This is a genomic window from Streptomyces sp. NBC_01537, from assembly GCF_045040445.1.
Taxonomy (GTDB): Bacteria; Actinomycetota; Actinomycetes; order Streptomycetales; family Streptomycetaceae; genus Actinacidiphila.
Genome location: NZ_CP109392.1, coordinates 136,658 through 156,704, shown reverse-complemented (window position 1 = coordinate 156,704; position 20,047 = coordinate 136,658). Strand labels below are relative to the sequence as shown.

Annotated in this window: 19 protein-coding genes and 3 pseudogenes; 11 read left to right on the top strand and 11 right to left on the bottom strand. The window is 69.4% G+C overall.

The annotated features are described in order from the left end of the window. Positions 1 to 51: 51 nt before the first annotated feature. Both OG607_RS00745 and OG607_RS00740 read right to left on the bottom strand, forming a co-directional pair. Positions 52 to 612 carry a hypothetical protein gene (locus OG607_RS00745; protein WP_405717371.1) on the bottom strand — a complete coding sequence of 187 codons (561 nt, stop codon included), beginning with the start codon at positions 610 to 612 and terminating at the stop codon, positions 52 to 54. Between the two features lie 518 nt (positions 613 to 1,130). Continuing rightward, positions 1,131 to 1,694, bottom strand: a complete 564-nt coding sequence (locus OG607_RS00740) for a hypothetical protein (protein WP_405717369.1) — start codon at positions 1,692 to 1,694, stop codon at positions 1,131 to 1,133. A 212-nt stretch (positions 1,695 to 1,906) separates the two neighbouring features. On the opposite strand from OG607_RS00740, the pseudogene OG607_RS00735 reads away from it, so the two are divergent. Together OG607_RS00735 and OG607_RS00730 are read left to right on the top strand one after the other, a co-directional pair. Continuing rightward, positions 1,907 to 2,398 (top strand): annotated as a pseudogene (locus OG607_RS00735) (hypothetical protein); the annotation flags it as partial. 113 nt (positions 2,399 to 2,511) lie between these two features. Continuing rightward, a complete protein-coding gene (locus OG607_RS00730) occupies positions 2,512 to 2,931 on the top strand; it encodes a hypothetical protein (RefSeq protein WP_405736451.1) in 420 nt (139 codons plus the stop codon). Between the two features lie 6 nt (positions 2,932 to 2,937). On the opposite strand, the gene OG607_RS00725 is transcribed toward OG607_RS00730, so the two are convergent. Continuing rightward, positions 2,938 to 3,096, bottom strand: coding sequence for a hypothetical protein (locus OG607_RS00725; RefSeq protein ID WP_405737490.1), 159 nt, complete (start codon positions 3,094 to 3,096; stop codon positions 2,938 to 2,940). 395 nt (positions 3,097 to 3,491) lie between these two features. After that, on the bottom strand, positions 3,492 to 4,472 hold the full coding sequence (locus OG607_RS00720; protein ID WP_405717366.1) for a GNAT family N-acetyltransferase: 981 nt from the start codon (positions 4,470 to 4,472) through the stop codon (positions 3,492 to 3,494). A gap of 257 nt (positions 4,473 to 4,729) precedes the next feature. Between OG607_RS00720 and OG607_RS00715 the strand changes: the two genes are divergently transcribed. Both OG607_RS00715 and OG607_RS00710 read left to right on the top strand, forming a co-directional pair. Further along, positions 4,730 to 5,032 (top strand): hypothetical protein, encoded by a 303-nt coding sequence (locus tag OG607_RS00715; protein ID WP_405717363.1) that lies wholly within the window; start codon positions 4,730 to 4,732, stop codon positions 5,030 to 5,032. Between the two features lie 116 nt (positions 5,033 to 5,148). Next, a pseudogene (locus OG607_RS00710) lies at positions 5,149 to 5,365 on the top strand (NAD-dependent DNA ligase LigA); the annotation flags it as partial. Between the two features lie 292 nt (positions 5,366 to 5,657). Here OG607_RS00710 and OG607_RS00705 read toward each other — a convergent pair. Further along, positions 5,658 to 6,437 (bottom strand): NAD(P)H-dependent oxidoreductase, encoded by a 780-nt coding sequence (locus tag OG607_RS00705; protein WP_405717360.1) that lies wholly within the window; start codon positions 6,435 to 6,437, stop codon positions 5,658 to 5,660. A 138-nt stretch (positions 6,438 to 6,575) separates the two neighbouring features. Here OG607_RS00705 and OG607_RS00700 point away from each other — a divergent pair, with 138 nt between their 5' ends. The 4 genes from OG607_RS00700 (at position 6,576) to OG607_RS00685 (ending at position 9,597) form a co-directional block, all read left to right on the top strand. Continuing rightward, positions 6,576 to 7,424 (top strand): helix-turn-helix transcriptional regulator, encoded by an 849-nt coding sequence (locus OG607_RS00700; protein ID WP_405717357.1) that lies wholly within the window; start codon positions 6,576 to 6,578, stop codon positions 7,422 to 7,424. A gap of 967 nt (positions 7,425 to 8,391) precedes the next feature. Next, positions 8,392 to 8,889 (top strand): hypothetical protein, encoded by a 498-nt coding sequence (locus OG607_RS00695; protein WP_405717354.1) that lies wholly within the window; start codon positions 8,392 to 8,394, stop codon positions 8,887 to 8,889. Positions 8,890 to 8,974: 85 nt separating this feature from the next. Further along, complete coding sequence (locus tag OG607_RS00690; RefSeq protein ID WP_405717352.1) at positions 8,975 to 9,226, top strand: hypothetical protein; 252 nt, start codon at positions 8,975 to 8,977, stop codon at positions 9,224 to 9,226. After that, positions 9,226 to 9,597, top strand: a complete 372-nt coding sequence (locus OG607_RS00685; protein ID WP_405717349.1) for a fic family toxin-antitoxin system, toxin component — start codon at positions 9,226 to 9,228, stop codon at positions 9,595 to 9,597. The genes OG607_RS00690 and OG607_RS00685 overlap by 1 nt, the downstream gene beginning before the upstream one ends. Positions 9,598 to 9,776: 179 nt before the next feature. Here the strand turns inward: OG607_RS00685 and OG607_RS00680 are convergent. Both OG607_RS00680 and OG607_RS00675 read right to left on the bottom strand, forming a co-directional pair. Beyond that, positions 9,777 to 10,169 (bottom strand): annotated as a pseudogene (locus OG607_RS00680) (DUF4265 domain-containing protein); the annotation flags it as partial. Between the two features lie 296 nt (positions 10,170 to 10,465). Continuing rightward, on the bottom strand, positions 10,466 to 14,206 hold the full coding sequence (locus OG607_RS00675) for a tetratricopeptide repeat protein (RefSeq protein ID WP_405717347.1): 3,741 nt from the start codon (positions 14,204 to 14,206) through the stop codon (positions 10,466 to 10,468). Between the two features lie 189 nt (positions 14,207 to 14,395). On the opposite strand from OG607_RS00675, the gene OG607_RS00670 reads away from it, so the two are divergent. The 3 genes from OG607_RS00670 (at position 14,396) to OG607_RS00660 (ending at position 16,515) form a co-directional block, all read left to right on the top strand. Further along, positions 14,396 to 14,815 (top strand): hypothetical protein, encoded by a 420-nt coding sequence (locus tag OG607_RS00670; RefSeq protein WP_405717346.1) that lies wholly within the window; start codon positions 14,396 to 14,398, stop codon positions 14,813 to 14,815. A 19-nt stretch (positions 14,816 to 14,834) separates the two neighbouring features. Then, positions 14,835 to 15,803 carry a hypothetical protein gene (locus OG607_RS00665; protein WP_405717343.1) on the top strand — a complete coding sequence of 323 codons (969 nt, stop codon included), beginning with the start codon at positions 14,835 to 14,837 and terminating at the stop codon, positions 15,801 to 15,803. Positions 15,804 to 15,963: 160 nt separating this feature from the next. Next, positions 15,964 to 16,515, top strand: coding sequence for a hypothetical protein (locus OG607_RS00660; RefSeq protein ID WP_405717341.1), 552 nt, complete (start codon positions 15,964 to 15,966; stop codon positions 16,513 to 16,515). A 28-nt stretch (positions 16,516 to 16,543) separates the two neighbouring features. Here OG607_RS00660 and OG607_RS00655 read toward each other — a convergent pair whose 3' ends face one another. The 4 genes from OG607_RS00655 to OG607_RS00640 all read right to left on the bottom strand — a co-directional run bounded on the left by OG607_RS00655 (position 16,544) and on the right by OG607_RS00640 (position 19,991). Continuing rightward, on the bottom strand, positions 16,544 to 17,179 hold the full coding sequence (locus OG607_RS00655) for an IS5 family transposase (RefSeq protein ID WP_405717338.1): 636 nt from the start codon (positions 17,177 to 17,179) through the stop codon (positions 16,544 to 16,546). Between the two features lie 517 nt (positions 17,180 to 17,696). Next, a complete protein-coding gene (locus OG607_RS00650; RefSeq protein ID WP_405717336.1) occupies positions 17,697 to 18,131 on the bottom strand; it encodes a hypothetical protein in 435 nt (144 codons plus the stop codon). Positions 18,132 to 18,391: 260 nt separating this feature from the next. Continuing rightward, positions 18,392 to 18,769: a transposase gene (locus tag OG607_RS00645; RefSeq protein WP_405717334.1), complete on the bottom strand. Its 378-nt coding sequence runs from the start codon at positions 18,767 to 18,769 to the stop codon at positions 18,392 to 18,394. Beyond that, positions 18,678 to 19,991, bottom strand: coding sequence for an ISL3 family transposase (locus OG607_RS00640; protein WP_405717331.1), 1,314 nt, complete (start codon positions 19,989 to 19,991; stop codon positions 18,678 to 18,680). Before OG607_RS00640 ends, OG607_RS00645 begins: the two co-directional genes overlap by 92 nt. Positions 19,992 to 20,047: the final 56 nt, after the last annotated feature.

Sequence of the window (20,047 nt, the reverse complement as noted above, 5' to 3'; positions counted from 1 at the left end):
CCCGGCAGTCGACTGCCGGGCAGAGGCGTTTTTTCTCTGCGGGCCGGACGGTCAGCAGGCGAAGGCTTCGGTCAGGCGCACGGTGTAGCCGTCTTCCTCCATCAGGACGACGGTGACGCCGAACGGGTTGGGATGGTCCAGTTCCAGCGGGATGAAGGAGAAGTTGACGGCGGCCTGGATGGGCGGGACCAGTTCGCCGCCGGACTGTGGCTCGAGCGGCGGCTGCCATAGGGGTTCGGCGGAGGCCAAGCCCTCAGAGGTGCTGGGCGCGTGTTCTTCGGTGTAGGGGAACTGGTGCAGTACATGGCCGGCCTTGGTGGCGCTCACCATGTTCAGACACGGTGCCGGGCCGACGACCGGCAGCTCGCAGGCGGTGGCCACGTCGTGGGTTTCCCAGACGAGAACGACTTCGTCGGCGCCTGCCGCCGCGGCGATGCTGGACAGATCCGCGATGCCGGTGAGCGCGTCCTCGCCAACGCTGATCGGACGTACCCAGATCAGGCCGATCAGCTCGCCGCGTAGCAGCGGCATGATGACCGGCTTGGGAACCGCGCCAGCGCCAAGGCCTGCGGTGTAGGCGCTCTTCATCGAGCCGACAAGCGCGTCCCACATACGAGCTTCCACGAACTCCCCCTCGCCGTCCCCGCTTGTCACGATCACTGTTGACCTTGCCATGAGCTCCGCAGCCTTGTCAGCGGGTCCCGTTCACATGCCCCTGCGTGCGCAGAGATGCCGGTGTGACTGAGTACTACATCTGTCCAATGAGCATGGGACTTGTCATGCTGTTGAGTTGGCGGGCAGGGTAGCCCTCGCCGAACCCTGATGCTCTCACCGTGGCGATCCTCGACGAGCCGTGCGGACACCACACCCTCGCTCGGCTCCTGTCCGCTCTGCCCTGGACGAGCACCGCACACGTTCGGCTCCGGCAGCCCGCCCCTCACTGCTCACCCGCCGTGACCGAGGTGATCCGTGGGAGCGTTCGGCTGCTCGCTTTCCACAGCCCCCTGGGCCCCCTGGCTGAGGGTCCCTGGCCATGCGGGGATGCGAATCTTCGGGGAAATCCTGTGACGGACCATTCCGCCCGGCATGTTGAGTAGCGGACGAGCAGGCCCCATTGACCGGCAGCGGCGTCAGCGGCGGGACGTTCCGAGGGTCTGGTCGGCCGTCGCAAAGCGGTGCTCCGTTGGCTTCAGCACGCCGTAGAGGTAGCCGAAGTACTCCGTTTCCGCCGCTCCCGTGAGTACCGCCAGCAGGAAGGCCAGGCACCCTATGTCGTGGTGCGCCCACAGGGGTCCGCGGCCCTCGTTGTAGAGCACGGTCCACTCGTCGGGTGGCTGGCCGGGCCGAATCAGCCAGTACAGGAAGGCCCCTGTGCCCTCCTCGAATGCCCACGGCAGGACCCGCGCCCCTGCCTCCAGCAAGCCGGCAGGCTTCGCCTCGAACTCCCACAGGTCGGCCAACACCTCGTTCCGTTCCGTCGTCTGCGCGCGCAGGTCGCAGTCGCTGTAGGCGGAGTCGGGTACGAGTAGCCAAATCGTGTCGTCGAAGATGCCGGCGCCGTATGTCTCGACGAGCTGCTTGTAGTCAGCGGGCAGACCCGTATCCATGGCGCGCTCGGCCTGTGCCCAGTCCACTGCGGGCCGCGGTTCGTCAGGCGGCGGGCAGAGGCGTACGAGGGAATCGAGGTCGATCATGGAACGGACGCTACTGGTACCCCAGCCGGTGCCCGTGGGCGGGTGGCCAGCGCGGCAAGGGGGCCCGCCCCTGAGTGAAGGCCTTGGGACGTTCTGAGCGCTGTACTTGGCCACAGGGGCCAGCTACGGCGCTCAGGCACAGCCGGGCCGCGTCGGCCAGTGCGTCGGTATACTCCTCGCGTGTTCGAATTTTTGTTCGATACTCCCGGGGGATGGACACCACCAGGACCCAGGACGCGCGACTGCGTGCCGAGCGCGGCGCGCACCTTCTCCATGTGCGCTGTCCGGTCGGCACCGGCGAGGACGCCTACCGCCAGGTGCTGGCTGTGCTGGAGGACCTGACCCCGGTGGTCCAGGCGGTTCCGCCGGCGGCAGCCGTGGCCGATGTCGCTGGGGCGGTCCGGTACTTCGCCCTCACGCCGTATGGACTCGCGCAGCGGATCCGGCTGCGGGTAGCGGCCCTGATCGGCGTCCGCGTCCAAATCGGCGCGGCCGGCACCTGGTCGCTGGCGGCCATGGCATCGGCCCACACCGGCCCCGACGGCATCCTCCTGGTCCCCGACCACCGCGAGGCGGTCACCGCCTTCCTGCAGCCGCTGCCGATCGGGGCGCTGTACGGCGTCGGCTCCCGGCAAGCGGCCTCGCTCACGCGCTACGGACTGCACACCGTCGGCGCCCTCGCCGCGACTCCCGTGGCGACGGTGCAGCGCATCGTGGGCGGCCGCGCCGGGCGGATGCTGCATGAACGCGCCCGCGGCATCGACCTCCGCGCCGTGATCCCGACGGGCCTGCCTTCCACGTCACCGAACAGCGCCTCCTGGGACGCGACACCCTCGATCCCGACCTGCTGCGCACCGAGCTGCTGGACGCGGCCGTCGCCGCCGGCGACCGGCTGCGCCGCCACCAGGCCGCCAAATCCCTCACCCTGGGCGTCTCGTTCTCCGACGGCTCGCGGATCGAACGCACCCGCGCCCTGCGCGAACCCACCGCCCACACCGCCGACCTGCGCCAGGTCGCCGTCGCAGTCTTCGACTCGCTCGCCTTGCAGCGGGCCCGCGTACGAGGGCTCACCCTCAGAGCCGACCAACTCGTCAGCGGCGGCGCCCCGCAGCAGATCACGCTCGATCGCCGCCGCGAGAACCGACTGCTCCTGGAGCCGGTCGTCGACCGCCTCAACGAACGCTTCGGCAAGCACGCCGTCGTCCCGGCCAGCCTGTCCCTCCGCCATAGCGCCTGAGACGGGTCACTCCGGCGCAGCGGTGAGGGCATCGACCAAAACACGCAGGTGGAGCACGGTTTCGGCGGGTACGCCGCCGTCGGCCTGGTCGAAGACGTCGGCGGCCCGCAACAGGACGCCGATCAGCCGGCCGGACCGAACGGCGGGCGGGATGTCGCGCAGCACGGTGCGGAAGAACTGCGCGGTCCACCGGCCGCGAGCGAGGCCTTCGGCGAACTCGTGTTCAGCCGGGTCCGGGACCCACGTTCCCGCCGGTAGCCGTCCAGCAGCGCTGCATCCCGGTGCAGCGCCTCGGCGAGCGCGGTCGTCGTCACGCCCTGCCCAACGGAACCGCGCCTCGCCCCGGCACGGACCTCACGCCGACGGCTACGGATCAGGGTCTTCCGGGTGAAGGCCCACCTCGAGGTGACAAGGCGTTACTCCGTTTGTTGGCTCTGTCCATGAGAAGGGACAGCACTTCGACACTGGTCCGGGAGGCGTCTGGCCGTCGGCGCCGACGCGGAGTGTTCACGGGTTCGGGCAGCACCGGGCCTTCCTCGCGGGCCGAGTGTGGCGGGGTCTCAGCGCCAGTCGTCGATCACGTAGGCGTCGGGGTGGCTGTAGCCGGGTTCGTTGGGCCTGTGCATGGTCACGCCCTGCAACCAGGTGCGGAAACCGCGGTCGGCCATTCGCCGGTAGGCATCCTGGCGGGCCAGGTTCATTCCGGCGTCCAGTTGCCCCAGGCCGCGCTCGGCGGCGAGCCGCTCGCAGGCGGTGAGCAGTCGTTCGAACCGGTCGGCCGCCTCCGGGCCAGGGCGCACGGCGCCGAATTTGACGAAGCACACGTCATCTCCGGCCTCCGACCCGGCTCCGCAGTGGCAGACGGCCAGGCCATCGAGCTCGGAGCCGGCCCCCTGGAGCAGGATGGTGTCACCGAGTCCCTGCGCGTGCGTGGCCACGATCTCGCGTTCCACGCTCAGGCCCTCGAACACGGCCCCGGTCAGTGTGCGACAGAGGCTCAGGGCGTCGAGCCGCTCGGCGGCGGGAAGCTCGCCGTACAGCACTCGGCCGGGGACCGCGGCACTGCCTGCGACCTGCTTCTTCATGATGGCTGTGAGGAATCGGGGCCAGAAACCGTACCGGCGGTAGAGCTCAAGGTGCTTCGGACTGTGCGAGAAGGTGAACAGGCCCAGGTGGCGGTTCTCCCAGGTGTCGAAGCAGTCCATGACCGGCTCCATGAGGCGCCTGCCGACGCCCTGGTCCCACAGGTCCGGACGTACGGTCAGCGGGCCGAAGTACCCGACGCTGCCCCAGTTGACGGCGAAGTTCGATGCAACGACTTCGCCCTCGATCGTCGCTGCGAAGGCCGCCTGTGGATCGGCCGCCCAGCGAGTGCGGACGTAGTCGGCGGTCCCGAAGAACGTCTTCGGCTCGGGAGCCCCGAGGAACGTCCCGAAGGCGACCCTGAAGATCTCGTCGGCCCGATCCAGGTCCGCCGCACCCAGCGGGCGGACCAACACAGGGCCCGCGCCACTCTTGCGCTCCCCTGCCGGTGGGATCATCGCTCTCTCCTTCCCGACCCCCTGTTTCATCGGACCACGGGCGTGCGCCGCAGGCGAGGCGAAAGGTCCACCGATACCCAGATACCGAGGACCCGGCCGGTCTGCCTTGCCTGTCCGTCGGGAACTGCAGCAGTGACCAGGCCGAGGAAGCCGGATCGACCTGACCGCCGCCTGGTCATGCACACACCGTCCGTCTACGGCATCGATCACCCGCTGCCGGGCCGTGCCGTGTGCTGTTCGGTATCGTTGTGCAGCCTGTGACGACAACCGCGCTGGCCGACGCACTACGGCACGATGCCGTCGCCCTGCTGGAGGCCTACCGGACCCGGGCATGGGTGCCCGCGCTGGAAGAACACGACCCTGCTGAGGGCCTGGCCCGTGCACGATGGAGTGGCGCCTCGTTCCGCGCCGCCCTGCGTGACGCGCCGCCCGCCGTACGGTCGGGGCGGCTCATCGATGTCCTCGAACCAGCTGCCGTCGTCCTGGACGACGGCACCGCAGCCGAGGACACCGTGCTGCAGTTGCGCGTCCTGGTCGACGCCCTCACCTCAGCACCCTGACCGGGCCCGTCCTCGCGTCACGAGTGCGAGGCCCAGTGCGTCGGGGGCCGACCGGGCCTCGCTTGATCCATCCCATCTCAGAAAGCGCCATCTCGCAGTGCGGCGATCCGGCCGGGGGTGTGCACACCACGGCGAACACCCCGGTGCCCGGCCGTACCGCCGTTGCGGTGGAAGGGGTGCGAGCCCGGGTCGACGAGATCGCCGCGCTGCGCGCCGATCTGCCGTTCGGCATCGACGGGATCGTCATCAACCGACCTGGCGGCCGACCAACAGGCCGTCGGCTCCGGCACGCGCGCGCCGCGCTGGGCGATCGCCTGGAAGCTGCCCGTTCTGCCGCAGTTTTGAAGGCGCCATCCTTTGTTGAGGTCGACTTTGAATGCCCAGCTCAGGCGGGCAGCTGAACTGCGGTCTGTAGCAACACCTCTGTTGCACTTCTCGGGCTGGGTGGACGACGGACGCGCGAACCGCGTTCCCTCCGGCAGTGCCCCTCCCACGACGGCAGGCACCGCGCGCCCGAGGATTCCGCCCGCACACCCTGGCCGGTGGCGCTCACCCTCACCGCCGCCACGGCCCTCGGGCTGCTCCTCGGGTTCGCGCCCCGGCTCGTCCTGTCCATCGCCGGCGGTCAGCCGCGCACGTGCAGCCCGAAACCCGTGCGGCCCGCGGGCTCCAGTGCCTCCTTCAGGTGCAGCGAGGGGATCTCGTAGTCACCGAAGTTCTGCCGCCGGAACGCGATCGGCTCGGTCGACTCCAGGGTGAGCAGGCGCTGCTCCCAGGCCTTGGCGACGTCCGCGTAGTCCTCGCCGGTCATCCGGTCGGTGCCGTACAGCACGAACGGCGGCAGCACCTCGATGCCCGGGTAGTAGAGGATGCCGTGGTGGATCGGGAACAGCAGATCGTCGATGGGGCCGTTGATCCCGCGAGCGGCGTAATGCGACTCCGGGCCGCCGGCGGTTACCGACAGCAGTGCCTTCCTGCCCGCGAGGGTGCCTTCGCCGAAGCGCTCGCCGTACCTGGTGTCGCTGTGCTCGCCGACGCCGTACGCGAAGTGGTAGGTGAACACCCGGTCCACCCAGCCTTTGAGGATCGCGGGCATCGTGTACCACCACAGCGGGAACTGGAAGATGATCGTGTCGGCCCACAGCAGCTTCTCCTGCTCGGCGAGGACGTCCGGGGTGAGCGTCCCGGCGTCGAAGGCCCGACCCGAGTCCAGGGCGACCTTCAGCGGACTTGAGGCGTCGGGGCCGTAGTCCGCGGCGTCCACGACCGCCTTCCAGTTCATCGCGTACAGATCGCTCACCCGTACCTCGTGCCCGGCGGTCTCCAATGTGGACACCGCGAGGTCCTTCAGCGAGCTGTTGAGCGACTTCGGCTCCGGGTGGGCGTAGACGATCAGCGTCTTCATGGGAATTCCTTCGGATCGGGTGCCTTCGATTCTGGGCGCCGCGGCGCCCGGCGTTCAGGGGCGCCTCTTCCATCGGACGGGACTTCCTGGTATCGGCAGGACCACCTTCACGGGCACCACCGAGGCCATACTGGGGGCATGGACGATCTCGCGGGCTTCCTGCGGACCCGGCGTTCCAGGGTCGACCCCGCGGCCGTCGGCATCCCCACCGACAGCCGCCGCCGGGTCGAAGGGCTGCGCCGCGAAGAGGTCGCGCACCTGTCCGGAGTCAGCGTCGACTACTACGTACGCCTGGAGCAGGGCCGCGCGACCCAGCCCTCCGAGCACGTTCTCGACGCGCTCGCCCGAGTCCTCGGCCTCGACGAGACCGAACGCGGGCATCTCTACCGGCTCGCGCGGCAGCGCCGCCGCCGCGCGAAGGCGCCGGGCGGGCGGGTCCGGCCGGAGTTGCTGCGCGTCCTCGACATGGTCGCCGACGCACCCGTGCTGATCATGGACCACCGACTGGACGTGCTCGCCGGGAACCGCCTCGCCGGGCTTCTCTACGGCCGGCCGATGCCGGGCCTGAACACCGCCCGGCACATCTTCCTTGAGGAGGCCGAGCGCGGCCTTTACGCGGACTGGGAGAAATGCACCTTCGACGTGGTCGGGCACCTGCGCCTGGCCGTCGGCAAATTCCCCGAGGACCCCCGCCTGGCCTCGCTCATCGGCGAGCTGGCGATGGGCAGCGAGCGCTTCCGCCGCCTCTGGGCCCGCGCGGACGTGCGCGCCCGCACACATGGACGCAAGGCGTACCGGCACCCGCTGGTCGGACTGCTGGAACTGCACCAGGAGAACTTCGCACTACCGGATGAATCGGGCATGGAGCTGCTGGTGCTGTCCGCGGCCCCCGGCAGCCCCGCCGAGGACGGGCTGCGCCTGCTCGCGGGCCTGGGCGCGGACAGCGGTGACGCGCATCCCACAGTGAACGCTCAGGTCCGCGAGTAACTCAACGAGCCGATCGAAGCCTGCCGCGACATGGCTGTCCTCCGGCAGGCGATCGCACGAGAGCTAGCCGAACGGCAGGCCAGCCTCAACCATCTTGAGAACCAGTTCAGAACCTCCCGGGGACGCAGAGATATTGCGCGCGGGCTCGGTGTTGGGCTCGGGCTCGGGTTTGCAGCCGGGCTCGCGTTCGGGTGCGCAGCCGGGATCACGGCCGGGCTCTCGTACGGGCTCGCGTTCGGGCTTGCGGGCGAGCTCGCGCGGGAGCCGGGCACGAGTCTCGCAGCCCGGGCTGTCATCAGTAGTGACGCCCTGTTCGGGCTCAAGTTCGGGTCCGAGTTCGGGTTCCCGGTCGGGCTCGTGGGTGGGCTCGCGTACGGGCTCGGGCTCGCGGGCGCCGCGCAGGCTTCGCGCCGGTATGTGGTGTTCCTGATGTGTTCGCGCCGTCGTCTGCCGGTGCGTCTGGGCCTGTTCCTGGACTGGGCCGTCACCGCAGGGCTGTTGCGCTACAGCGGGCACGCTTACCAGTACCGACACCGCGAACTTCAGCAGCTCCGCCCCCCCACTCCCTGCCCTTGCCCTGAGGGCACAACCAACCGGGAGGAGGTCGAAGGGGGAGCGCGGGTACGAGCAGTGCGCGCCGGTTCGCTTCCGTGCGCCCCAGGCGTTTCCACCGGTCCCCTGGCATGGGCTTCGCCTCACTGCCACCGTCGTTGGCCATGTCGCTACTCTTCGTGACCATAGCTGAAGGCTTTACGCCGGACATGTGTGACAAGGGCACAGTCGACTGGAACCCCATCGCGTCGGCAGAGGCCATGAGCGGGTTCTGCGGCATTCTCGCGGGCTTCGTCTTCGCGGCCGTTGTCATGGTGATTGGCGAGAAGAACGCGACTGGTGGCGACGGGCACGCCTCACGTGGCCTGCGTCTGCTGCTGCCGACCCGGCGCCGAGCCCTCCCGAGCGCGAGCCCGTGCGCCAGTGGGTCACCGTTCCCGTGCGGCGCGGATTCGACGATCCTCGGGCAGACGCGGAGAAGCCGGATGAGGTTGAGGACCTGGCCGTCGCCGTTTCCCGGACAGCGGCACAGCGGCCGGCGGGGGTGCCGCTGACCACGGTCGACCGGTACTACGAGGTCTGGGCGGAATACCTCCGGGCCTTCGGGACGGATCCCAACGGCGAACAGCTGCCGGAGTTCCTCGCGGCGCGCGGCTTCACCGGTCGCGGGGGAGGGGCGGTCAGTCCGTCGACGCTCCGCCGCTACCTGCCGGAGTTCCGGGCCTACGCCGCCTGGCAGAACATCCTCGACACCCAGGGCCAGCAGCCGCCGGCGGACGAACTCGCCATGGTGCTGGCCGAGCGGGGCCACGTCGGAGCCGCCTACGCCGTGACCAAGCTGGAGCGGCTCCTGGAGGACTTCCCACGCCGCCGGGCAGCGCTCGCCGGTGACTGGGCAGACAGCAGCGCCTGAGCTCTGGCGCAGCCCCGGGCCGGTGCCAGGACTGCCCTGAACGATCTCAGCCCACGGGAGGTAGCACCCTGCTACCTTGGTGGGTATGGCGAAGACCCAAACGAATCTGAGGCTGGCCCCCGAGGCGCTGGAAGCCGCGAGGGAAGCGGCGAGGACTCGCGGCGTCGCCCTCAACGAGTACGTCGAGCGGCTGATCACCGAGGACACCACCGGCGTCCGCGGTCGTGGCATGGCCGCAGCGCAGCGCATCATCGACGACTTCGGCACCTACCTGGACGGCCTGGAGCAGGAACTGGACCAGGCCGCACCGCACGCCGGCGGGAGCGCGGCCGCCTGATGGACCTGCACGTCGATCTGTCCTGGATCCTCGAAGTCGCCGAACGCGCGGGACAAGGAGATCCACAGCCCGACGACCTCGGCGTCCCCATCGCCGCAGTGGCCAGGCACAGCGCCCAGCTCCTGGACGCACCGGTCTACGACGGCCCCTACGCCCGCGCCGCCGCCCTGGCCCACACCCTGGGGCGCTGCCGCTGGCTGGAGCGCTCCAACCTCACCGTCGCCTGCGCCGCCACCGCCATGTACCTCGCGGCCAGCGGCATCGACGTCCAACCCGACAAACAGCACCTCCGCGCCCTGGCCGAGGAACTCTACGACCCCCGCAGCACCGCCGCCCGCATCGTCAAACTGCTGCGCACCTGGCCGACCTGAACCGGGCGCCATTGTCGGACGGCCTCCTGACGGCGAACTCTCCGACGGACGGAAGGAAGCGATGACGGTCACGGCGCTGCGCATCGGCCCGAACGGCACCGCCGACACCCTGGAGCTTCCGGACGCGCCGAAGCACCCACCGGCCCCGCCCCCAGCGGGGCCGTTCTCGGGTGGCTGGCCTACGCGTCGCGCCATGCATCGGTGACACAGCCAACTTCGAAGTGCCACCACCCGTCCTCCTGGCCGCGGACGAGCAACGCCTTGATCCCCTCAAGGTCTGCATCGGCCGGCACAGTGACGGCGACCAACGGGAACTCCTCGCTGAAGACCTCACCGCCCAGGCCGAACGGCGACAACCGCTCGTGCACAGCCTGAGCACTTCTCCCCAGCGGGCCAGAAGGAACGGGCAGGACCCTGATGGTGCAGTTACCTGATGCCTCCACCCGCTCCTTCGCCCAGTGAAGGCCGTCGGCGTCTGTCACGAACCGCACGATCTCGCCCTCGGCTACCCCGTCCTGCAAGAAGGGGACGCTCTCCACCCTGGCGGTATCACCGCTCAGGCATGTGGCCCAGTGGCTTCGTCGGTGACAACAACTCTCACCTACAAAGCCAAACGGAGACCTCGACCCCTATTGGCGCTTCCATACCGCCCGCGAGCACGAGCGCCTCTACCCCAACCAGCAGAACTACGCCCTCACCGCTTGATCGCGACCGTCACTCGAAACGAACCGCACCCAACCAGATTCAGGGAGCCTCATCAAAGGTGCGCTCATCGCCACAGCAGCTTCGCTCGTCGGTAGGGCGGCACTGACTTATCTGCAGCACCGCGTACAAGGAGACGTACACAACCCCGGGGCAGGGGTGGGTGTCAGGCGCCGGCGTGTAGGTGGGCGGCCCACAGGGACGGGGTGAGGGGCAGTTGGTCGCGCAGGGCGCGGATGGTGGTGTGTAGTGCGTGCGCGGCCCGGTCGGTGTCGACGTTCTTCTCGCTGTCGGTGAGGCGGGTGTAGAAGGTGTCGGCGATGTCGGCGGCGTATGTGTCGTTGATCTGCCAGAGGGTGCCGATGACGTGGGGGAATCCGGCGAGCTGGAAGGCGGCGGTCAGGTGGATGGACTCGTCGAGCAGCTGCTGGTTGCGGGTGAGGGTGGTGGAGCAGGCCGACAGGTAGGCCAGGCGGGCGTGGTCGAGGCTGACCGGGGAGAGAGTGGCGACGGTGAGCGGATCCTCCTGCCAGTCGTGCAGGAGCAGCAGGCTTTGGGAGGGGTCGGTGGGATGGCTGAAGCCGTGGCAGGCGAAGTGCGCGATCGTGGTCTCGGCGAGGCGGGCGAAAACCGCTGTTTTTGTCGGGATCTGGTCTCCCGTCCCCGGGCTGTCGGTATCGGGTTCGGTGAGCAGGATCGGGTGGGGCAGCCGGGCCTGGAGCCGCGTGGCTTCGCGGGCTACTTCCGGCAGTCGGCCTTGGTGCGGCAGGCCGGGGGTGGAGGGCATCGCGACGATGAGTGTCTGAGCCTGTGCGGGTGGCGGTGCGGTGTGCTGGCGGGCATAGCCGAGGGCGGCGATGGTAGGGGTGTAGGAGGAGACAACTCGGTCCAAGGCCGTCCGGGCCTGGTAGCCGGGATCGCGGCGGGAGGTGTGGTGGCCGGCTGCGTGCAGGGGCAGGAGGCTGAGCAGACCGCCGGGTGCCCACCACACGTGCGGCCACTCCTGCCCGTCAGCGGGAGATCCGCTGCAACCGAGGGTGTCTAGGACTGGGCCGACGGCCGTATCCCACAGCCAGGTCAGGATGTCGCGTACCCGCTGCTGTGCGGCGCCCCGGTCTGCGTCGGGATCGGGGTCGCTGCTGTCGGCCAGGGCCTGATGGAAGGCATTGATGCGGGCGAGGACTGCTGCTGGTGTCAGTTCGGGAAGTGCCACGGCGGTGATGCCCTGTTCGGTCAGGAGCAGGGCATCGCTGCGGTAGGCGCTGACGTTGAACGTCACTACTGGTCCCTGCCCGGCCTGCCCGTGCAAGTCCTCTACGGTCGGCGGGAGCGCGAAGGAGGCGAACCCCTCCAGGCGGCGGATCTGCTCCAGCAGCACGTCCAGCTCGGCCCCCACTCGCCGTCGATCCTGCGCCCGCCGGTCCTGAACGGGGGCTGGTCCGGCATCGGCTCTGGCGAACCAGGTCGAGCTGGATGGTGGCTGGTCGAGCAGATCGCGGAGCTCGGTGAATCGTTGTGCCAGGTTCGGATGCAGAGCACGCAGGTCCGTGAGATCGCCCCGGGTCTCCATCACCTGTGCCAGCAGGAACGCCCGCCCCGACTCCAGTAAACCCAGCGCCCGGCCCGCCCGTTCGTCCGCCGGAACGGACAGGTCGGCCAGCACCAAGGCCGCTGCGTCCCCGGCCAGCCCCGCCAACCCGCCGAGCAACTCCTGCTGATCCGGCCGGTCCAGTCCCCGCGGCGCCACCTCCGGCAGCAACCGCACCGCACCCTCCAGCAACCTGGCAGCGCGCCCCGGATCCGAGGCGGCCAGCAGACCACCCGCAGCACGCCCCGCCAGAATACGCACCGACGGCGCAGCAGAACCCACCTCCGCAGCCGTCACCTGCGCCTGCACAGCCTCGTCCAGATCGGCTACGGCGCCGGACCTCTCGAACCGGGTCCGCAGCGCACCCCCCAGGACGCCGAGACGTCCGGCGCGGTCGGGATGGTCGGCAGGGGTGGTCTCCACAGCCTGGCGGCCGACCGCGATCGCCTCGTCCAGGTCGGCCACGGCGCCCGACCGCACGAACCGGGTCCGCAGCGCGTTCCCCAGGCTGCCGAGGTACATGGCGCGGTCGGGATGGTCGGCGGGGGTGGTCTCCACGGCCTGGCGGCCGACCGCGACGGCCGCGTCCAGGTCGGCCACGGCGCCGGACCTCTCGAACCGGGCCTGCAGCGCTTTCCCCAGGCTGCTGAGGTATATGGCGCGGTCGGGATGGTCGGCGGGGGTGGTCTCCACGGCCTGGCGGCCGACCGCGACGGCCGCGTCCAGGTCGGCCACGGCGCCCGACCTCTCGAACCGTCTTTGCAGCGTGCCCCCCAGGTTGCCGAGGTGCATGGCGCGGTCGGGATGGTCGGCGGGGGTGGCCGCCACGGCCTGGCGGCCGACCGCGACGGCCGCGTCCAGGTCGGCCGCAGCGCCCGACCGCACGAACCGGGCCTGCAGCGCGTTCCCCAGGTTGCCGAGGTACATGGCGCGGCCGGGATGGTCGGCAGGGACGGCCGCCACGGCCTGGCGGCCGACCCCGACGGCCTCGTCCAGGTCGGCCACGGCGCCCGACCGCACGAACCGGGCCCGCAGGGCGCCCCCCAGGTTGCTGAGCATCGCGGCGCGGTCGGGATAGTCGGCGGGGGCGGCTGCCACGGCCTGGCGGCCGACCGCGATGGCCTCGTCCAGGTCGGCCACGGCGCCCGACCTCTCGAACCGCCTTTGCAACGCGCCCCCCAGATTGTGGTAAATGCCGTGGTTGGGGTGGTCGGTGGGGGTGGCCGCCACGGCCTGACGGTCGGCCGCGATGGCCGCGTCCAGGTCGGCTACGGCGCCGGACCTCTCGAACCGGGTCCGCAGCGCGTTCCCCAGGTTGCTGAGGTACATGGCGCGGTCGGGATGGTCGGCAGGGACGGCTGCCACGGCCTGGCGGCCGACCGCGACGGCCTCGTCCAGGTCGGCCACGGCGCCCGACCTCTCGAACCGCCTTTGCAGCATGCCCCCCAGGTTGCTGAGGTGCAGGGCGCGGTCGGGATGGTCGGTGGGGGCGGCCTCCACGGCCTGACGGTAGACCGTGACGGCAGCGTCCAGGTCGGCCACAACTCCCGACCGCACGAACCGTCTATGCAGCACATCCCCCAGGACGCTGAGACTTCCGGCGCGGTCGGGGTGGTCGGGATGGTCGGCGGGGGTGGCCTCCACGGCCTGACGGTAGACAGTGACGGCAGCGTCCAGGTCCGCTTCGGCGCCGGACCTCTCGAACCGGGTCCGCAGCGCGTTCCCCAGGTTGCTGAGCATCGCGGCGCGGTCGGGATAGTCAGTGGGGGTGGCCTCCACGGCCTGGCGGTAGACAGTGATGGCCTCGTCCAGGTCGGCCACGGTGCCGGACCTCTCGAACCGGGTCCGCAGCGCACCCCCCAGGTTGCCGAGACGTCCGTCACGGTCGGGATGGTCGGCGGGGGTGTGTGCCAGGATGTGCTGCCACATACGGATGTTGGCGTCTATGACGGTGGGTTCGGCTGAGCCGAGTATCCCTTGAAGCATGGCGAAGGCAGTGACGGCGGCGCCGTCGGCGAGATACGGGAGCAGTGGCTCGGGCAGCGCTTCATCGGGGATGTCATGGACGAAGCAGAGGGTGAACAAGGCCAGTGCGGTGTTCGGATCCTCCTGGCCTCGGCCGCCGGATGCCAGGTAGCGGTACCAGTGCAGCCAGCCCAGGATGTAACGGGCTTCGATGTCCTGGTCGTCGAGGAGCCGGGCGAGGCGTTCGGCCTCAGCCAGAGCAGCCGGTTCAAGCAGCCGCGAAAAATCTTGACTGTCCTCAGCGTGCTGCAGGCGTACCTGCACCGCTGCCAGGAGTGCCTCGCGATCATCCACCCGTCCCCCCAACCCGTGCGTGTCCCCGTTGAATTGAGGTTATTGCCAGCATCGTGAGGTGCGAAGCACGTTCTGCCGATATCGTCGCCACTGCTCGCTGACCTGACCCGGCCCCTGGTTCGCCGGTTCCTCCCTGGGGAGATCAGCACGACACCGACCGCCGACAGCACAAAAAAAGGGGGGAGAGCGATGGGCGCAGCCACCCACCAGCCCGACGACCACACCGACCAAGCGCTGGCCTACGTATGCCGGCGGCTGGACTATCTGCGCCGCCTTCTGACCCCGGACCGGGGCACCGGCGGCGACCCACCCGAGCTACACGGCCTCACCGACGCTGCCACCGCTGCTCAGCGCCCCGACCAGGGTGAACTGCGGGACCTCCTGCAGGCACTCCACCAAGCGGTCCAAGCCGCGGGCGACCCGCTGGGCGTGTGGCAAGCATCCGCACAGCGGAGCCTTCATCTGCCCGGCATCCCCGGCGGCGCTCCGTTCGAGCCGCTCTACCTGTGCCCGATCGGCAGGTGCGCGGGACGACACCCCGACCAGTCCACCGTATTCCCCCTGGCCTGCACGATCACCGGCCGGGAACTGAAGCGGACGATCCTGTGATCACACCCTGGCCGGCGAGGTGAGCGGGTTCTGGTCCGGGCTCACCGGCAAACTCGCCGAACGGTGGCTCACCCTGCTCGTCCTGCCCGGCGCCTTCTATCTCGCCGCCGCCACCACCGCCCACACCCTGGGCTGGGGCCACGCCCTGGACCTGCACCGGCTCACCACCGTCGTCACTACCCGGACGAAGAACCCCACCGCGACCACCACCGGCGGACAGATCGTCCTGCTCGCCGCCACCCTCGCCGGTGCCGCTGCCGCCGGCCTGGCCGCCCAAGCCCTCACCTCCGTAGTGGAACGCCTCGCCCTCGCCGGCGACTGGCAGACCTGGCCACGCCCCCTACGCACCATCGCCGAGCAGCGGACCAACCGACGGCGCCAGGCGTGGACCACCGCTCACACGAGCTATCACCAACTCCTCGCCGCTGCTGAAGCGCGCGTGGTCGCCGACGATGCTCAACATCCCCCGACCGAGGCTGAACTCACCGTCGTCCGAGACGAGCGGTACGCCGCTTACCGGAAGTGGTTCCGCATCGGGCCGGAGAAACCCGACCGGCCGACCTGGAGCGGCGACCGCCTCCACGCCGTCACCGTGCGCCTGGACCGCGACTTGCACCTCCACCTGCCGATCGTCTGGCCCTACCTGTGGACCGTCCTGCCCGAACCCACGCGCAACGACCTGACCACCGCCCGCACCACCCTCACCAAAGCCACCACCCTCACCGCCTGGGCCCTCCTCTACCTCCCCCTCACCCTGTGGTGGTGGCCGGCCCTCCCCCTGTCCGCAGCCATCGCTCTCACCGGCTGGCGACGCACCCGCACCACCACCGACACCTACGCCCAACTCCTCGAAGCCACCACCCGCCTCCACCTCACCACCCTCGCCGCACAGCTCGGCATCCCCCACACCGGTGCCCCCACCCCCGCTCTCGGCGACACCCTCACCCACCACCTCCACACCCAACCTCCGGCACCCAGTCCTCACTGACGCCCGCCACCAGCAGCTCCCACGCCACTGACCAGGACACCTGAGAAGCCGTTGTCTTACCGGTCGCGATAGTTGAGTTTCCGCTGTTCAGGCATGGTCTCCGTGTGGTCGAGGCAGGGATGAGCCGTTCTGTTCGTCCTGGATGACGTGGAGGCGGCCGGTGGCATCGGTCATGGGCTTGCTGGAGGAGCGGGAGACTGCTGCCCGGGTGCGGGTGGAGGAATTGCGGGCGGAAGCGGAGCGGATCGTGGCCGAGCTCGGTGAGGCCGAGACGGTGCTGGAGCGCCGGGTGATCGCGCGGGCGGAACTGGCCGAGGCCCTGTCCGCTCCCGCTGAGGCCGCTGGCATGCTCGTCCCCGGCCCGCAGGATGTTTCGTCCGTGGCGGCGGTGAAGGCGGTCCCGGTCGCGGGATCGCAGGTGCCGCGTCGGCACGGGGGAATGAGTGGGGAGGCGCTTGCGCCGGATTACCGGCAGATCATGGAGGTGCTGGAGTCCGACACGGGGGCCGGCGAGGAGGGCTTGTCGGCGAAGGAACTGACGCACCGGCTTGGGCTGGAACTGGTGCCGGCGAAGATCGAGGGAGTGCGGTGCAAGGCGAAGCGCCTGGTCGAGCGAGGGTGGTTGGCTGTGTCGCCGTCGGGCCGGTTCATGCCGCGGCAGCCCATCGGGACCCTTCCTGCCGCGTCTGGGGCTGGCGGGCACGGCGGGTAAGGCGGCGGCTCATGAGCATGGACGCCGACTACCAGATGAACGCTTCGCTGCTGTCGGGCCGCGTCTCGTAGTCGCGGGCCAGGCGCCGTGAACGCATCAGCCATCCCAGGCTTCGTTCCACCACCCACCGTCTCGGCAGCACCACGAACCCCTTCATGTCGTCGCTCCGCTTGACGATCTGCAGGGTGAGCAGGAGTTTCTCTTTCGCCCAGTCGACGAGGCAGCCGGTGTAGCCGCCGTCGGCCCACACCAGAGAGATCTTGGCAAACTGCTCGCGCAGCCGGGGCAGCAGAGCGCGGGCGGCCTGGCGGTCGGTGACGTCGGCGGCAGTCACCAGCACCATCAGCAGCAGGCCGAGACAGTCCACGATCACGTGCCGTTTCCTTCCGTTGATCTTCTTGCCGCCGTCGTACCCGCGTGAGGCCGTCGGCACCGACGCGGCGGCCTTCACCGACTGCGAATCGATGATTCCCGCGGTCGGTTCTGCCTGGCGGCCCTCCGCGATGCGGACTCGTCCGCACAGCCGGTCGTGGAACTCCTTGACCAGGCCGTGGTCGCGCCACCGGCGGAAGAATGCGTAGACCCGGTCCCAGGCGGGGAAGTCGACGGGCATGGACCGCCACTTGATGCCGTTGTCGACGACGTAGCGGACCGCGTCGATCATCTGACGGTGGCAGTAGCCCTCAGGCTGCCCCCCGCCCTTCCAGCCAGGCCGGCACCGGCAACGACTCGCGTACCGCCGCCCACTCCGCGTCCGTCATGTCCGAGGGGTAGGCCCTCTCCCGGCCGGGCCGGTCAGCAGCGTTCCCGAACTGGTGAGCGAGGCAATCGCACACCCGAAGCGCCGAGTTGAACTCGAACGGCGACACCACGTACAACTGCGACAACAGGGCCTCCTGGACCGCTCCCGGCTTCGACAACCACGAGCTACTCAGGAGGCCCTGCTTTCATGCGTCCTGTCTGCCAAGACCACCCGACCAGGCACCCCTGTTCGATCAGACCGCCCTCACGATCGATAGAAACGGCTTCAAGGGCGACAACAGGACCTCCTGGGACTCGATTGGCTTCGCAGTCTCGAGCTACCAGGCGGCCCTGCCTTCATGTCCCGACCACCAGGACGTCACCCGAACCAGAACCCCGTTCGACCGGCCAACCGCGCTGATCGGTACGACCCCGGCTGCTCAGTGCACGTCGACGTAGTCGCCGGTGGCCTTGGCCGCCGAGGAGATGGTGTTGCCGGCGTAGCTCCAGCGCCAGTAGCCGTCGGTGGTGGCCTTGACCTTGGTCTTCAGGGCGCCGCCGGTGCCGCTGGTCACCGTCTTGACGGTGCTGTAGGTGGACGTGCCCTTCTTGCGGAACTGCAGCTTCACCGAACGGCCGGAGTAGCCCGCGTACTTATGGGTCGCCCAGTTGGCGAGGGTGAGCTTGCCGGTCACGGTGAGGGTGGCGTTCTTCGCCACCGGCTCCGGGGCGGCGTTGGCGGTCAGCTTGGCGAGCCGCAGCACCTTAAAGGTGCCTGCCGAGTCCGCGGATATCCAGTCGCCGTCGTTGGCGTTCACCCTGCTGGCCTCGACGTACCAGGTGATGCTGGCCGGGCTGTTGCTGGAGAAGTCCATCGGATCCACGGTCCAGGTGCCGGTGCAGGACGAGGTGGTCGCGCTCGTGGCGGTGCAGGTGAGTCCCCGGTCCGAGGCAGTTCATAGCGCCGAAACCGTTCGGGACCCGGACCACGTTCCACCTCGACCCTTCATTCTGCGGTCCGGGCGAGGCCATCGCCTGGGCGCTGCGGCCCGAAGAACTGCACGGAGAAGTATGCAAGGAACATCCTTCACCCACGACGTTCCCGATCTACGATCTCCGCTTGGAAGCTGAGGAGTCACTCAGCGAGCAGGACTCGTTTTCGCAGAAGGTCGAAGCCGGCGCGGCCGAACATCTGGCGCTTGAGTATCTTGATGCGGTTGACGTGTCCTTCGACCACGCCTGAGTTCCAGGGCAGGGTCAGACCGGCGATGACCGCGTCGCGGTCGCGGTCGATGCCTGCGGCGAGGGTGTGAAGGCTGGGCAGGTCGTCCTGGCGGACGGCGTCGAGCCACTCAGGGAGTCGTTCGCCCTGGCGCTCGGTGAGCATCCGGGCGAAGGACCGGACGTGCCCGGTGAGGGCGTCAAGCTCGGGGCAGTTGGCCAGCACGGCCTTGAGCCGGAGCTGCTCGATCTCCGTGAGCGTTTCCGGACGGCTGAGAATCCATCTGGCCACCTGGCGGGTGCCGGGGGCTGCGCGGTGACTGGCCGGGGTGACGTGCGCTTCTTCCTGAAATAGGCACTGACGATGCCGTAGCTGCCCTTGTAACCGAGCGGGACGACTCCCAGAGTTTCCAGGCGTTGGTGCAGCCCTCGTTCCAGCGTTCGTCGAGGTAGGGCTTGTACTCATCCAGCGCGGAGGCTCGGTTGAACTGGTACTGACCGGTGAAGAGGTCTTCCGGCCTGGCTGCATCGGCAAGGCCTTTGACGGTGCGGTGCGTCATCTGGAGTTGGCGGCCGATCGAGCGGCGGCTGTGGCCGGCCTCCAGCATCGCGTGAACCGTGGCGTGTCGGGCCCGAATGCGGTTGGCGAACCGGTCGCTCTTCCAGGGCGAGGCCGGGTCCACCACCGAGGGTGCGGGTTCGTCGGATCTCTCCTGGACCGGTTCGGGGGCCAGGACGCGCAAGCACTGGCGGTGGCGGGCAACAGCTCGCTCGGCGGCCTCGCTGAGGTTGTGCCACAGATGCCACCGGTCAGCGACCTGAATCGCTTGGGGTGCCCCCGCCGAAGCGCCTTCGGCGAAGAACGGAGCACGGTCCCGGCAGGTCACCTCGATGCCCGGCCGCCTCGACAGCCACTTGGCCAGGCTGGACGCCTCCCGATCAGGCAGCAGGTCCACCGGCCGTCGGGTCTCGCAGTCGACCAGCACGGTGCCGTAGACGCGGCCCTTGCGTGTGGCGTACTCGTCGACGCCGACCACCCGCGGAGGCGACACATCCGGCTCGGGCAGCATGTCGACCAGCCGCAGCACCGTACTGCGGCTGACAGATACCCCGAAAACGCTCGCCATCCGGGCGCCGGCCCGGCCTGCGAGGGCGAGGCCAACCATGGCCAGGGTCGATCGCAGACGTTCGGTGCACCTGCTGTATCTCCTGGTCAGCCCCGGCATCTGCTCGACGAACGTCCGCCGTCCGCATACAGCGTCCAGACAGAAGAACCTGCGGACTCGCAGGCATAGAACCACCCGTCGTCCTGCGCTGGGTACATCGGCGGGAAACCGCAGATAGGAGCTGTGTATTCGGCTTGAAGAGCACTCGCAACTCGGACACACTGCCTCGGCCGCCGCATTGCGGGCCTCGACGCGTATCGACTCGTCGTTCACGTCCACTGACAGCACCGTCACGTCCGCGACCGACGGGAACAACAGCCCCTTCAGACGGAGCAATGTCTCTTCCACGACGTCGAACTGTCGGCGACCCCAAGATCGGCACTGATCATTTTCAGGCAACTTCC